Annotated in this window: 12 protein-coding genes; 8 read left to right on the plus strand and 4 right to left on the minus strand. The window is 62.8% G+C overall.

The features are described from left to right. Positions 1–1,746 carry a gamma-glutamyltransferase gene (ggt, locus tag AC6H4Z_RS23340; protein WP_497544375.1) on the plus strand — a complete coding sequence of 582 codons (1,746 nt, stop codon included), beginning with the start codon at positions 1–3 and terminating at the stop codon, positions 1,744–1,746. Between the two features lie 53 nt (positions 1,747–1,799). On the opposite strand, the gene AC6H4Z_RS23345 is transcribed toward ggt, so the two are convergent. The 3 genes from AC6H4Z_RS23345 to AC6H4Z_RS23355 all read right to left on the minus strand — a co-directional run bounded on the left by AC6H4Z_RS23345 (position 1,800) and on the right by AC6H4Z_RS23355 (position 5,488). Continuing rightward, positions 1,800–4,418: an ABC transporter permease gene (locus AC6H4Z_RS23345; RefSeq protein ID WP_497544376.1), complete on the minus strand. Its 2,619-nt coding sequence runs from the start codon at positions 4,416–4,418 to the stop codon at positions 1,800–1,802. A 102-nt stretch (positions 4,419–4,520) separates the two neighbouring features. Next, positions 4,521–4,829, minus strand: coding sequence for a ribosome assembly RNA-binding protein YhbY (gene yhbY, locus AC6H4Z_RS23350; RefSeq protein ID WP_497544377.1), 309 nt, complete (start codon positions 4,827–4,829; stop codon positions 4,521–4,523). Positions 4,830–4,837: 8 nt separating this feature from the next. Then, complete coding sequence (locus AC6H4Z_RS23355) at positions 4,838–5,488, minus strand: M23 family metallopeptidase (protein ID WP_497544378.1); 651 nt, start codon at positions 5,486–5,488, stop codon at positions 4,838–4,840. A 121-nt stretch (positions 5,489–5,609) separates the two neighbouring features. On the opposite strand from AC6H4Z_RS23355, the gene AC6H4Z_RS23360 reads away from it, so the two are divergent. Then, positions 5,610–6,155, plus strand: a complete 546-nt coding sequence (locus AC6H4Z_RS23360; protein ID WP_497544379.1) for a DUF4142 domain-containing protein — start codon at positions 5,610–5,612, stop codon at positions 6,153–6,155. A 24-nt stretch (positions 6,156–6,179) separates the two neighbouring features. On the opposite strand, the gene AC6H4Z_RS23365 is transcribed toward AC6H4Z_RS23360, so the two are convergent. Further along, entirely contained in the window at positions 6,180–8,684 is a 2,505-nt protein-coding gene (locus AC6H4Z_RS23365; RefSeq protein WP_497544380.1) for a protein kinase domain-containing protein, read from the minus strand. A 193-nt stretch (positions 8,685–8,877) separates the two neighbouring features. Between AC6H4Z_RS23365 and AC6H4Z_RS23370 the strand changes: the two genes are divergently transcribed. The 6 genes from AC6H4Z_RS23370 (at position 8,878) to sufD (ending at position 14,847) form a co-directional block, all read left to right on the plus strand. Beyond that, entirely contained in the window at positions 8,878–9,087 is a 210-nt protein-coding gene (locus tag AC6H4Z_RS23370; RefSeq protein ID WP_497544381.1) for a hypothetical protein, read from the plus strand. A gap of 58 nt (positions 9,088–9,145) precedes the next feature. After that, positions 9,146–10,108 (plus strand): FAD binding domain-containing protein, encoded by a 963-nt coding sequence (locus AC6H4Z_RS23375; protein WP_497544382.1) that lies wholly within the window; start codon positions 9,146–9,148, stop codon positions 10,106–10,108. Next, complete coding sequence (locus AC6H4Z_RS23380; RefSeq protein WP_497544383.1) at positions 10,108–10,902, plus strand: FHA domain-containing protein; 795 nt, start codon at positions 10,108–10,110, stop codon at positions 10,900–10,902. Before AC6H4Z_RS23375 ends, AC6H4Z_RS23380 begins: the two co-directional genes overlap by 1 nt. 215 nt (positions 10,903–11,117) lie before the next feature. Then, positions 11,118–12,551, plus strand: coding sequence for a Fe-S cluster assembly protein SufB (gene sufB, locus AC6H4Z_RS23385; protein WP_497544384.1), 1,434 nt, complete (start codon positions 11,118–11,120; stop codon positions 12,549–12,551). Between the two features lie 200 nt (positions 12,552–12,751). Beyond that, on the plus strand, positions 12,752–13,534 hold the full coding sequence (gene sufC, locus AC6H4Z_RS23390; protein ID WP_497544385.1) for a Fe-S cluster assembly ATPase SufC: 783 nt from the start codon (positions 12,752–12,754) through the stop codon (positions 13,532–13,534). Then, entirely contained in the window at positions 13,531–14,847 is a 1,317-nt protein-coding gene (gene sufD / locus AC6H4Z_RS23395) for a Fe-S cluster assembly protein SufD (protein WP_497544386.1), read from the plus strand. The genes sufC and sufD overlap by 4 nt, the downstream gene beginning before the upstream one ends. Positions 14,848–14,877 lie beyond the last annotated feature (30 nt).

Genomic DNA, 14,877 nt, shown 5'->3' on the forward strand with positions numbered 1-14,877 from the left:
ATGCGACGCTTATCCTTGGCCATCGCGGCCATCTTCATTGTTGCCGGCTGTCAGTCGGTCTCGACTTCCGCCACGCCCAGTCGGGCCGACGCACTGCCGACCCGCGTCCCGGCACTCTTCCCCGCCACCTGGCGATTCCAAGCGGGCACACCGGCGACCTTCGCCAACAACGCGATGGTCGTCAGCAACGACTCGATCGCCAGCCGGGTCGGCCGCGACATCATGCAGCGCGGCGGCAACGCGATCGACGCCGCCGTCGCCACCGGCTTCGCGCTCGCCGTGACGTACCCCTTCGCCGGTAACATCGGTGGCGGCGGATTCATGGTCATCCGCATGGCCGACGGCCGCAGCGCTGCGCTCGACTACCGCGAAATGGCGCCGCTGACCGCCAGTCGAAACATGTTCCTCGACGAGAACGGCAAGCTCACGCGAAAGAGCGTGATCGGTCATCTCGCGGTCGGGGTTCCAGGCGCCGTCGCGGGAATGGCCGAGGCGTTGGCGCGGTACGGAACGATGTCGTTGGCGGACGTCGTGGCACCGGCAATCAAACTCGCCGATCAGGGTTTCCTCATCGACTCGAGCCTCATGCGCAGCCTCAACGGCTACGCGCGAGACATTCAGCGCTTCGAGGGCGGCAAGCTCTTCTTCCCCGGCGGAAAGGTCGTGCAGGCGGGCACGGTACTCAAACAACCCGAGCTCGCATGGACGCTTCGTCAGATCGCGGCGCGCGGTACCGACGGCTTCTATCGCGGTCCGGTCGCGGATTCACTCGTCGGTGAGATGCAGCGCGGCGGGGGCATCATCTCGCTCAAGGATCTGGCGCACTATCAGCCTGAGTGGCGCACGCCGGTACGAAGCGAGTATCGCGGCCACACCATTCTCGCCATGCCGCCCGCCTCCTCTGGCGGCATCACGATGACCGAAGCGCTGAACATTCTCGAGACGTACGACACGCCTGCGCCATTCGGCAGCACGCAGTGGGCGCACCGTTTCGCCGAGGCGTACCAACGTTCCTTCCTCGATCGCAACAACAAACTCGGCGACCCGGCCTTCGTGAACGTCCCTCAGGCCGAGTTGACGAGCAAGCAGTATGCGCGCGAGCTTCGGTCGAAGATCAACGATCAGCGTCATACGCCAACGGGCACGATCGTCGCCGCACGCGAGCCGCAACACACGACCCACTATTCGGTGGTCGACGCAAAGGGCAACGCAGTATCTACCACGACCACGTTGAACAACGGCTACGGGTCGGCCGTGTGGGTGCGCGGCGCTGGCTTCTTCCTCAACGACGAGATGGACGACTTCGCCGCGAAGCCGGGCGAAGCAAACATGTTCGGCCTCGTACAGGGCGAGCAGAACGCCGTCGCTCCGGGTAAGCGCATGCTATCCGCCATGACGCCGACGATCGTGCTGGACTCGCACGACAATGTATTGCTCGTCGTCGGCGGCGCTGGCGGACCGACGATCATCACCGGCACGTCGCAGGTGATTCTCAACGTCATCGACTACAAGATGTCGCTGGCCGACGCCATGCGCGCGCCGCGCCTGCACCATCAGTCGATTCCCGATTCGCTATCGTTCGAACGCGGCGGCGTTTCGCCAGCAGTGCTCGATTCCCTTCGCGCGATGGGGCACGCGCCGAAGGAAGTCGCGAGTCTCGTGAACATCAACGCCATCATGCGAGTGAATGGCGGATGGCATGGTGTGCACGAGCCACGTTCGAGCGGCGGTGCGGTTGGATATTGAGCAATTTAGAAACGAGTAGCAATTCAAGACCGCTACTCGTTTCCGCCGTGCGTCTACTCCGACCTCAGCGCTACTAACGGATCCACCCTCGCGGCTCGTCTCGCTGGAATCCACGACGCCAGTAGCGCGACGCCAACGAGCACGGTCGCTACGATAGCGTAGATCGGCGCATCGGTCGTCGTCACGCCGAACACCAGCGTCTGCAACGACCGCGCGGCCACCAATGCCCCGACAGCGCCTATGAGGATTCCCACAACGGCGAGTTGGAGTCCCTCACCCAATACCATCATCACGATGCGATTCTGGACCGCGCCAAGTGCGGTGCGGATCCCGAGCTCGCGCGTGCGCTGGCTTACACCGTACGAGATCACGCCATAAATCCCGATTGCTCCGAGTACGAGGCCGACGCCTGCGAAAGCAAGCAGCAGCACCGCGATCGTTCGCGGCGTGGCCGTCGATGCAGAGAACAGCGCGCCAAGTTCGCGGGCGTCGGCGATCGGAACGTTCCCATCCATTGAGCGGATCGCCGTGCGAATCGCCGGCATGATCGACAGCGGATCGCGCGACGTGCGCACGACGAAGTGCATGAACACCAGCCCTTGCTGTTCGTTCGGTCGATAAATCTCGTCGCCAGGTTCTGTTTTCGGCGACATGAAGCGCACGTTGCCAACGACACCGACGATAGTCGCCCAGTCGTTGCGCGTAGCGTTTCCCGTCCGAATCCGTTGGCCAATCGCGTCGCCGTTCGGCCAGAAGTGCTTCGCCATCGCTTCATTGATTACGACGACCGGTGGCGCGTTGCGCGTGTCGCTCGGCAGGAAGAGTCGGCCGCGGACGAGTGGAATGCGCATCGCCGCGAAATAGTCGCCAACGACCGAACGCCAAGTCACTCGTGGATGCTTGCCCGTTGACGGAATGGGTTGCGACTCGATGCTCAGATCGCCGCCCCAATTGAATCCCGTCAGCGGCAGATGCTGCACCGCCCCGACTCGCTCCACTCCCGGCTGTTCGGCCACTCGTCGCAACATCTCGTTGAAGTACGTTGCTGTTTGCTCAGCACTGCCAACCTGCCCGCTCGACGGTTGGATTCTGAACGAGAGCACACCGTGCGGATCGAAACCGAGATCGACGCGACTCAAGCGCCAGAGCGATTCGGTCATGAGGCCAGCGCCGACGACGAGCACCATCGCGAGCGCGACCTCGACGACGACGAGCGTTCGACGAGTAGCCGCACCCGCGCGGTTCGCACCCGAATTCGCCGACGTTCGCAGCGCGCCATCGGGATCAACGCGTGTGGCGCTCAGCGCCGGCGCCACGCCAAAGGCGAGGCCGATGAGAATCGTGATTGCCGCTGACGCGAACAGCACGCGCGCGTCGACCGACACGCTAGATAGCAGCGGTAGCGTCGACGGAAGAATTGTCTTCAGCCCTCGAACGCCAGCCACACCGAATAGCATGCCGAATGCGCCGCCGATGATGGCGATGACGAGGCTCTGCACGAGCATCTGACGCGCGATCTGTCCGCGCGAGGCGCCGAGTGCGCGACGGACTGCAAGTTCACGCCGGCGTCCGGTCGCGTGTACGAGCAGCAGATTGCCGACGTTGGCGCCGGCGATCAACAGAACGAATGCAACGGCACCGAGCAGCACGAGCAACGACTGGCGCACACTGCCCACCAGGCTGTCGTGCAGCGACGTCACCGTATTGCCGCGCCCGTACTCGTCCGTATAGTTGAACGCCGCGCGCATGCGCGGTGCGAGGTTCGACATTTCGCTCGTTGCCGACGCGAACGTCGCCGTGGTCGTGAGTCGCCCGAACGCCATTGCCGTTTGTCCGGTATGAAAGCGCGACGACGGATCGATCTGCAACGGAAGCCACGCATCGACGTGCGGCTGAAATGCTTCGAAGGTCGCGGGCATCACGCCGATCACGCGCGTTGGCGTGCCGTCCATGTCGACCACGCGGCCGATGACCGACGGATCGCGATTGAACTGAGTCGCCCACAGCGCGTCGCTGAGTACTACGACGTCCCATGCGCCGGATGACGACTCGCCATCGGCGAATCCGCGTCCAAACGCCGCACGGGCGCCGAGCGTCTGAAAGAAGTTCGTCGATACACGCGCTGCCTCGATTTGTCGCGGCTCGCCACTTCCGGTGAGTGCGATTCCCCAACCAGGACTGAACGCCGACACGGCGCTGAACGACTTTGCGTTCTGTTGGAGATAGACCAATTCGGCGTTGGAGATCGTTGCCGTCGGCCAGATCGCCGCGAGCTGCTCTGGATTCGCATACGGTAGCGGCCGCAACAGAATGCCGCTCACCACGCTAAACACGGCCGTGGTCGCGCCAATGCCGAGCGCGAACGTCGCGAGCGCGATGATCGTGAAGCCCGGCGATTTTCTCAGTGTGCGAACGGCGTATCGCGCGTCCTGCACGACGCCTTCGATGGTGCGTTCGCGATACTCGTCGCGAACGGCTTCGCGCCACGTCTCCTTCCCGCCGAACGCAACGAGCGCCGCGCGTTTCGCGTGCTCTCGCGACGCACCGGCCCGCACGTCACGCTCGGCGTGCATGTCGAGATGAAAGCGAAGCTCTTCGTCGAGTCTGGATTCCTGTTGCCGAGCGTTGAGCGTGCCTCGGAGTCGTGAAATCCACTCTTTCAGTCGGCCCACAGTGACTCCTTTCGACGGTCGAAAGGAAGACTACGAGACGCTCACAACCCGGTCAATACACGTGGGACAAAGCGGCCTAGCGAGTAACGGCGACGCCCCTGATCACTTCCGCCAAGGCGGCACTCCGTCTTTCCGCTTGAGCTCCGGATTCTCGCGATAGATGGTCATCGTATGGCCAATGACCTGCACCACGTCGGCGCCAACGTCGGACGCGAGATCGTTCGCCACTTCTTTGGCACTCACGTCTGCGTTCTTGGAAAACTGGATCTTCACCAGCTCGTGCGTTCGTAGTGCGTCTTCAATGGTTTGACGCACGGTCTCCGTCAGGCCATGCTGGCCGACGTGCACCGAGGAGCTCAGGTGATGCGCTTCAGCGCGAAGCGCCGCGCGGTCCTTCGAGGAAAGTGGCATGCCGAAACCTACTGCTCTGGCGGCCGTTCGCGGCCACGGCGGACACCGCCGAGCGCGTCGAATGGGTTGATCGGCTCGCCATTCCAGTATTTGCCGTCGGTCGGCCAGCGCATGACCTGAAAGTGCAGGTGCGGCGTGTCCTTCGGCGCGTTTCCGGTCGTGCCCACGAAGCCAAGCGTGTCGCCTCGAACGATGGTACGACCGGGCAACATGGCCTCGTTGTAGTGATCCATATGCGCGTAGTAGTAGACGAGCCGCGCGTTGGCATCGACCGTGTACATCGAGATTCCGCCGAGCGTGTTCGTCGACATCCGGAGAATACGCCCGTCGTCGGCCGAGAGAATCGGCGTACCGCGCGGGGCCAGGATGTCGATCGCGCGATGCACACGGTCTCCGTCGCGCGGCTCGGTGAACGAGTCGTCGACGCGCGACATGTCGGCGCCTGCAACCGGCACGAGGATGTGTCGATAGTGGAGGTACGCGTCGTCGCTCATCGACGCCACGTCGCTCGGCATCGGCGGTGCGCTGTCACGTGCGATCGTCGCGACAGTCGAGGCACTCGGCACACCCGCGCTTTCAGGCGTCGGGTAGTAGAGCACCGGTCGCGCACAGGCGATGGGGGCGATCAGGGCGAGGAGAAGGCAACAGGCGCGTCGCATCGAAGTTGGACGACTCAGCCCGACCGCAGGTTGCGCGTTCGAGCCCGTTTGCCGCCGATAGATCCGATCTCCGAATGGTGACGTACACATCGCGTCCACCTCAACCTCAGGAGATTTTCCAATGAAGCGCGTCTTTCCCGTCGCCACGGTTTTCGCCGTTGGCGCGCTGGCCTTCAGTCTTCGCACTGGTAGTGCCGCTCCGGTTCCGTCCACGCCCGCGCTCGATGATGCCACGATCGTCGCAATCTTCGACGCCGCGAACACGGCCGACATCGAAACCGGCGAGCTCGGCGCAAAGAAGGGGAGCACCAAGACCGTCCGCGACTTCGGCGCAATGCTGGCGCGCGACCACAAGGCGGTTCGGCAGCAGGGGCGCGACCTGGCGAAGAAGCTCGGTGTCACGCCTACGCCCCCGAAGGACGACAACAGCGCCAAGGATCATGCGGCAGTCATGAAGAAGCTGAACGGGCTGTCGGGTGCAGAGTTCGACAAGGCGTTCCTGCAGAGTGAAGTCGCCTATCACGACGCCGTGATCGCCGCGGTCCAGTCCACGCTATTGCCCGCCATTCAAAATGGCGAGTTGAAGGAGCTCGTGGTGAAGGTGGCGCCGGCATTCGTCGCGCATCGCGACGGTGCGAAGAACTTGTTGAGCAAGGCTGCAAACTAACTCGCGCTGCAGCGAGCCAGGTCGCTACCTGCTCAAAACGCGCTGATCCAACCCGACTTTGGCTACGATTGCGGCAAAGCGAGGATCGGCGCGGATCGGGTCGAAGAACGTCTCCGACAACGATTCGCTCGAGTAGAACGAGTCGTGGTCGGCGGCGGCGCGCTCGAGGAGCGTGAGCGCGTGTGCGTTGTCGCCGAGGCCGAGGTACACTCGAGCGGCGGCCGCACCCGCGCCACTCACCTTCCCGATCCGTTCTTCGAGAGACTTCGCCAACGCCGTTGCGCGAGCCGTATTCCCGGACTTGGCGTAAGCATATCCTAACAGGCCGAGCGTCTGCGTCGACGAGGAGTCGAGCTTGGCGGCAGACTCCAGCTGGCGAATGCCTTCGGGCAGCTTACCGGCCTGCAGGTACACGGTGCCCAGCATAAAGCGCGTGACGAGCAGCGTGGAGTCGAGCTCCACGGCGCGACGGCCAGCAATCGCGGCGCTGTCGAGCGTGCGCGTCACGGCGAGCGCCAGCGCGTACGAGCCGAAGCCAATCGGAGAGAGCGGATCGAGCTCCGTTGCGCGCTTGAGTTGCGTGCGTGCCTCGGACGCTCGGCCGTTCAGCAACAGGAGTTCTCCATACCATTGGTGCGCCGCCGCGAGATTTGGATCGAGCGCCAGCGCGCGCTTGTAGTCGCGCTCCGCGTCAGCCCATCGCCAGCCGGATTGCAGCAGCGTTGCGCGCGATGCGAATGCTTCGGGCAGCGTGCTGTCGAGCGCAATCGACTTGTTGATCGCCGCCATTGCGAGAGGCATGAGCGAGTCGACGCGCACGTTGGCGTAGAGCGGCAACAGCGCGTACACGTTGGCGATTCCGGCGTACGCCCGCGCAAAGCCCGTGTCCTTTTTCGCAGCCTGTTCGAAGTAATCGAGCGCGCGACGCAATCCAGTTTCACCGCGCTTCTCGAAGAAGTACCGGCCACGCAAGTACAGATCGTACGCCTGCAGATCGCTCGTGCCGTGATTGTTTGCGGCAGTCGTTGTCGGCGCCGCGGGCGCCGGAGCCGGCGCAGCTGCGAGCGCAGCACCGCCGGACGTCAGCTCGGGTGAGATCGCAGCGACGATGGCCGATGAAATCTCGTCTTGAACTCGAAAGACATCCTTCGAGTCGCGCTCGAACATGTCGGACCAAACGGTGAAGCCGTCGGCCGTGTTCACGAGGCGCGCCGTGACGCGCAGGCGATTCTTGTCGCGCTGCACCGTTCCAGCGAGCACCATCGTAGTGCCGAGCGACTTGCCGACGTCCGTCGGACTCGCGGCCTGATCGCGCTTGGCTCCTTCAGTAGCGTTGGCAACGCGAAGTCCGGGAATTCGACTGAGTGCATTCGTCAGCTCGGCGGTCATTCCGGCGGCGAAGTATGCGTCGCTCGTGTCGCGGCTGATGTTGACGAGCGGCATTACGGCCAGCGACTTCGCGGCCACGACCGGCGCGGTCGCAACACCATTGGTAGCGACACTCGGCGAGCGCCGATTGTTGAACCACGCTCCGCCCGCTGCCACCGATGCGAGAATGCCCGCGCCGGCGAGCGCCCACAGCACGCGTCGGGGGCGTTGCACATTGGGAGTCGCCGCCGAGACGAACGTTCCACTGACGACGGCCGGATCCTCGAGCGCGCGCGTGACTTCGGCCGCGGTCTTGGGGCGCTTTGCCGGATCCTTTTCCAGCATCCGCATGAGGAGCGATGCGAGCGCTTCGGGCACGTCGTACCTTCGCGACCCGATCGGAGCAGGCGGCTCGGTGAGCTGTGCGGCTAGCAGCTGTTGCGGTGCACGACCGTGAAACGGCGGCGTTCCGACGAGCATCTCGTAGCCGACGATGCCAAGTGCGTAGAGATCTGCCCGGTGATCGGTGTTCGGATCGCCCGCCGCTTGCTCGGGCGCCATATACGCCGGCGTGCCGATCGAGGTGCCAACGAGCGTGATCGTTCCCGCGCGAGTCGTGGGCTTGGAGCTCGCCGTTTCGCGCGACGCGGAAATCGCCTTGGCAACGCCGAAATCGGTGACGGTCGCGGCACCCGACGATAGCAGGATGTTGTCGGGCTTGATGTCGCGATGGATGATTCCGCGGCCGTGAGCGTAGGCGAGCGCGCGCGTGACGTCCTTGAGAATGCTGACCGCCTCACGCACCGACAGCGGACCTCGCGATAGCCGCGCACGCAGCGACTCGCCTTCCACGAACGGCATGATGAAGAAGGGCAGCCGCATCGACGGCGCGCCTGCTTCGTCGGGAGCCGTTTCGCCCGCGCTCAGCACCGGCACGATATGCGGGTGCTGGAGGGCCGCCGAGAGCATGATTTCGCGCTTGAACCGGTCGACAGAGACCGTGGCCGCGAGCTCGTACGGCAGCACCTTGATCACGACGGACCGTCCGAGGGCATTGTCTCGCGCCACGAACACTGTGGACATGCCGCCGCCACCGAGCTCTCGCTCGAGGGTGTGGGTCGTTCCAAGTGTACGCTGGAGCTCGTCTCGAAGAACAGTCACGTCACAGTCGCTGAATCGGCGGGTGCACCAACCTAGGTCCCGCTCAACACTTGAGACACCCGCATCGGGGCGAAAGGTTCTCGATTTCTTCGCATTTTACCGATTCGCTACGGGTGTGCGATGAGTGTTTGCCGTCCCAGCTGTGACGAACAGATCTACCCCTTCACGGCCCAGATCCCCTATATTCACCGCCATGGCCGACCATATTGACCGCTACGTACCCGCGGAAACGAACGGTGGATGGGGTTTCGCGACCGCCGTGATCATCCTCGCTCTCGTCATGATTGGGGGCGTCACGTACATCCATAAGCAGACGTACAAGCATCCGACCGACGTGACCTGGCACGGCAAGGGCTCAGGCCCCCAAGCCGAACCTGAACACGCGAGCTCACCCGCGCACTAATCGGCGCTTTTGCGAAGTTCGCTATGGCGGGACCAAACGGTCTCGCCATTTTGTTTTGGTGACCCACCCCTTTCTATATCGCCAAGCCGCGTCCGCTGACGACGCCGCACAGCAGCTTTCCCAACCCGGCGCCGTCGCACTCGGCGGTGGGACCGACCTCCTGACGACGATCGCCGAGGAGATCACGCTGCCGGATGTGCTCGTGGATCTGCGAACGATTCCGGGAAGCGCCGGAATCACCGCAACGCGCGACGGCGGAATTCGCATTGGCGCGGCGACGCGAGTGTCCGACATCGCGAACGACGCCTTGGTGCGGGATCGGTTCGCCGCGCTCGCCGAAGCATGTGAGGTGGTCGGCACACCGGCGCTCCGTCACATGGGAACGCTCGGCGGGAATCTCTGTCAGCGCCCGAGATGCTGGTACTTTCGGCGCGGAATTCCGTGTCTGAAGAACGGCGGTAGCCACTGTCCGGCGGTCGACGGCGAGAATCAGTACCTGGCGATCCTCGACGCGGGTCCGTGCTACGCGGTCCATCCGTCTGATCCAGCAGTGGCGCTAAACGCACTAGATGCTGTCGTTGAAGTGACTTCTATTTCTGGCACGAGAACGCTTTCTATTGCGGACTTGTATTCGCTTCCAAGCGAGCGAACAGACCTAGAAATCACTTTAAGTCCGGGTGAATTCATCTCAGCGATCGTCATTCCCGGCGCGTCGTCAGGGGGCACTCAGCGATACCACAAGCTCATGCAGCGAGAGGCTTGGGATTTCGCGTTGGTGAGCATCGCCGGATGCAAGCGAACCGATGGCGAGGTTCGAATCGTCCTGGGAGGAGTTGCGCCGCGTCCGTGGCGGGTGAACTCGTCGGTCGAAGAAGACGTGTCGTCTGGCGGTCTGGACGAAGATGCGATTGCCACTCTGGCCGAGCGTGCGCTGTACGACGCGGAACCGCTGTCGAAGAACGGGTACAAAGTGGACCTCGCCGCGGCGCTTTTGCGTCGCATCATGGGAGAGCTCGTCTAATGCCCTGGCTCGCACTCGGCACCACCACTCGCGAACTGCTCGAGGGCGACACCGTCGTCGGCAGCGGAGTGGACGCGGATTGGCGTGTGTCTACCGCCGACCTCACGGCGCGGCATTTCGTTGTCCGTGTTCGGGGCACCTCCATCGCGGTCGAGGCGAACTCGCCGGACAATGTGGTGGCGCTGAATGGACGGCAGGTGATGAAAGCCACCGACGTGCGCGACGGCGCAACGATTCTGGCCGGAAGCGGCCGGTTCACGTACACCCACGAACTGCCGACGACGGCGACGGTCGGCGAGCCGGCGGCGGAATACGGATTTCTGGTCGACGAAACCGGGCGCGTCGCCCATCCGCTCACGAGCCGGTCTACGCCGATTGGGCGCGATGCGTCAAATGCGGTCGTGTTGCGCGATCCGACCGCGTCGCGTTTTCACGCCGAGGTTCGGCGAGAGGCGGGCGGCTTCGCGATTCATTCCATGGGCGCCATGGGAGCACTGCTGAACGGACGCCGGCTGGAGCATCCGCTAATGCTGAGCGACGGCGACACCGTCGAAATCGCGTTTGCCAAGCTGCGTTTTACCCGCGAGGCGCCGACGGGGGAGATTGGCGTGGCACCGCCCCATTCGACCCGGAACGACGAATCCGGACGCCGCCCGACGCTGGAGACAGCCGAACGGGTGGTGGTGGACGATGACAATCCTGCCGGTCGTCACACGAGGCGGGTCCAACTTCTGGCCGGATTAGGCGTCGTGCTGGCGGGAGTCCTTTGGTGGACCCTCGGTCGACACCGGTAGGACCCTAGCCTTCGCCCTGTAAAACCGACTAATTTTATCAGCTTGTCCGACTTTGCCTGACTTCCGGCGGTCGGCAGCGGACGTCGCATCCGAACTGTCCGCAAACGATTCACCGAAAATAAGTTGCGTCGCGTCCGCAGGGACGGCATTTGCCGCCTCGATGATCGCGGAATTATTGAATTGGACGACGACTCGCAACGCTTGGGGCATTGGTAATGAGTAGCTCGATCGAATCCCTTATCAGCCGGGAGTATCAGCACGGCTTCGTGACCGACATCGAGTCGGATACGATGCCGCCTGGGCTGAACGAAGACGTCGTTCGCGCGATCTCGGCGAAGAAGAGCGAACCGGCATTCATGGTGGAGTGGCGGCTGAAGGCGTATCGTCGCTGGCTCACGATGAAGGAGCCGCACTGGCCGAATGTTCACTACGGTCCAATCGACTATCAGGCGACGAGCTACTACTCGGCGCCCAAGACGGCGAAGCCGCTCGGCAGTCTCGATGAAGTCGACCCCGAATTGCTGAAGACCTACGCGAAGCTCGGCATTCCGCTCAACGAGCAGAAGATGCTGTCGGGCGTGGCGGTCGATGCGATTTTCGATTCGGTGTCGGTCGGCACGACGATGCGCGATGAACTCGCGAAACACGGAATCATTTTCTGCTCGTTCGGCGAAGCGCTGCGCGAGCATCCCGATCTCATCGAGAAGTATCTCGGCTCCGTCGTTCCGTACAGCGACAACTATTTTGCGGCGCTGAATAGCGCCGTGTTTTCCGATGGATCGTTCGTCTATGTGCCCAAGGGTGTTCGCTGCCCGGTGGAACTGTCGACGTACTTCCGAATCAACTCGGCGGATACGGGCCAGTTCGAGCGCACGCTGATCGTCGCCGACGAAGGTTCATACGTCAGCTATCTCGAAGGTTGCACCGCGCCGAAGCGCAGCACGAATCAGCTGCACGCGGCAGTGGTTGAGCTCGTGGCGCTCAAGGGCGCGACGATCAAGTACTCGACGGTCCAGAACTGGTACGCCGGCGACAAGGATGGCGTGGGCGGTATCTACAACTTCGTCACGAAGCGTGGACGCGCGGAAGAGAACGCCAAGATCTCGTGGACGCAGGTGGAGACGGGCTCGGCGATCACGTGGAAGTATCCGAGCGTGATTTTGAAGGGCGATAACTCCGTCGGCGAGTTCTACTCGGTTGCGGTGGTGAACAACCACCAGCAGGCCGATACGGGCACGAAGATGATTCACATCGGCCGCAACACGAAGTCGACGATCGTGTCGAAGGGCATCTCGGCGGGTCAGGGCAACAACTCGTATCGCGGTCGAGTGCACGTGCTGCCCAAGGCAGCGGGCGCACGCAACTATACGCAGTGCGATTCAATGCTCGTCGGCAACCGTTGCGGCGCGCACACGTTCCCGTACGTCGAAGTCGGCAACAACACGGCGATCGTCGAGCACGAAGCATCGACGTCGAAGATTGGCGAAGATCAGATCTTCTATCTGAAGGCGCGGGGTTTGAGCGCCGAGCAGGCTGTGTCGATGATCGTGTCGGGCTTCTGCAAGGAAGTGTTTAAGGAACTGCCGATGGAGTTTGCCCTCGAGGCGCAAGCGCTGCTCGGAATAACGCTAGAGGGTAGTGTTGGCTAGCAGTCGGTTGGACTAATACAGCAGGTTTTGGAACCGACCGATTTTGGTTTCGGGTCTGAGGTCTGAGGTCTGAGGGAAACAGCGAAGGGATCAGGTCGCGCTTACCCTGAGACCTCAGACCAGAGACCTGAGACCTCCGAACGACAAGTACGATATTAGTGAACGTAGAAATTCGATATTCGCCATAAATTCAGACTAGAATGTCTTTGCTCGTCATTAAGGACCTCGAAGCACGCGTCGCCGACAAGCCTATCTTGAAGGGCTTGAGCCTCACCATTGAACGCGGCGAAGTGCACGCGGTCATGGGTCCGAACGGATCGGGAAAGAGCACACTCGCGCAGGTGTTGGCTGGAAACCCGGCATACGAAGTGACGGGCGGCTCGGTCACGTACGACGGCAAGGATTTGCTCGAGCTGCAGCCGGAAGAGCGCGCTCAGCAGGGCATCTTCCTCGCGTTTCAGTATCCGGTCGAGATTCCCGGCGTGTCGAACGCGTACTTTCTCCGCGCGGCGTACAATGAAATTCGCAAAGCGCGTGGTGAAGAGGAAATCGATCCGCTCGAATTCGCCGACCTGATGGACGAGAAGCTGGCGTTCGTCGACATGGACGCGGCGATGCTCACGCGTTCCGTGAACACTGGATTCTCGGGCGGCGAAAAGAAGCGCAACGAGATCCTGCAGATGGCCGTGTTGCAGCCCAAGCTCGGCATTCTCGATGAGACGGACTCGGGTCTGGACATCGATGCGCTGCGCATCGTCGCCGATGGCGTGAACAAATTGAAGCGTCCCGACAACGCCACGATCGTCGTGACGCACTATCAGCGTCTGCTCAACTACATCGTGCCGGACTTCGTGCACGTATTGGCGAACGGACGCATTCTCAAGTCTGGTGGAAAGGACTTGGCGCTGGAGCTCGAGGAGAAGGGCTACGACTGGGTTACGTCGGGCTCCGCCTCCGATGCGCTGGCAGGGGCGAGGGCGTGACCGCTCCCATGATCGACGGAAGCCCGGTCGAGTCGTACGTCGAAGCATTCGACACTCTGGTGTCCGGTGCGCCGGCTCCAGCGTGGCTGGAGTCGATCCGTCGCGCAGCATTCGAGCGCTTCGCGGGACTTGGCTTCCCGACGACGAAGAACGAGGACTGGCACTTCACGAGTGTTTCGCCGATCTCCGAGCAGGAGTTCGTGCTGCTCACGGCCCGCAGCGGCGACGTTAGTCGCGATGAGCTCGCCGCGTTCCAGTTTGGCGCGACGGACTGGCACACGATGGTCTTCGTGAATGGCCGCTTCGCGCCTGAACTCTCGGAGCTGGGTGCGTTGCCGGCTGGCGTGTTGGTCCGCGATCTCGGTACGTCGTGGGAAAATGCGTCGGATGCGTTGGAGAACATCGGCCGCATCTCACGATACGAGTCGCATGCCTTCACCGCGTTGAACACGGCGTTCATGCACGACGGCGCGCTGATCGAGATCGCGCGCGACGCCGAGATCGCGAAGCCGATCCATCTGATCTACGTCACCGACGCGACTGCGGCCAAGGGGATGATGCACCCCCGCAACCTCATTCATGTCGGTCGGAATGCACGCGCCACGGTCATCGAGAGCTATGTCTCGACGACGGATGCGATGTACTTCACCAACGCCGTCAGTGAAGTCTCGCTCGGCGAGGGTGCCACGCTTCGGCACTACAAGATGCAGCGCGAGGGTTCGCGCGCGTTCCACGTGGGAACGATCGAAGCGCATCAGGCACGCGACAGTCACTACATCTCGTTCGCGCTATCCACGGGTGCATCGCTTTCACGCACGAACGTCTACACGACGCTCGACGGCGAAGGCGCCGGTGCCACGCTGAACGGGTTGTACATGTTGGACGGCGAACAGCACTGCGATCAGCAGACGGAGATCATTCACGCCCAACCGAACTGCTTTAGCCGAGAGCTCTACAAGGGCGTGCTCGACGGACGTTCGCACGGCGTGTTCAACGGCAAAGTGTACGTGCACCCGATCGCGCAAAAGACCGACGGCAAGCAGACGAACAAGACGCTGCTGCTCTCGCCGACGGCGCAGATCGATACGAAGCCGCAGCTCGAGATCTACGCCGACGATGTGAAGTGCACGCACGGCGCAACGATCGGCCAGATCGATCAGGCGTCGTTGTTCTATCTCAAGAGCCGTGGTATCGAGAACAACCGGGCGCGCCGTCTGCTGACGTACGCGTTCTGCGCCGACGTGCTCGAGACCATCGAAGTCGACGACATTCGCATCGCGCTCGAGCAGGCGACGCTGGAGCGGTTCGTGTGATCACCGCGCGGCGTTCGCTTCGGGGCGGTT

Source organism: Leucogemmata humicola (assembly GCF_055379415.1).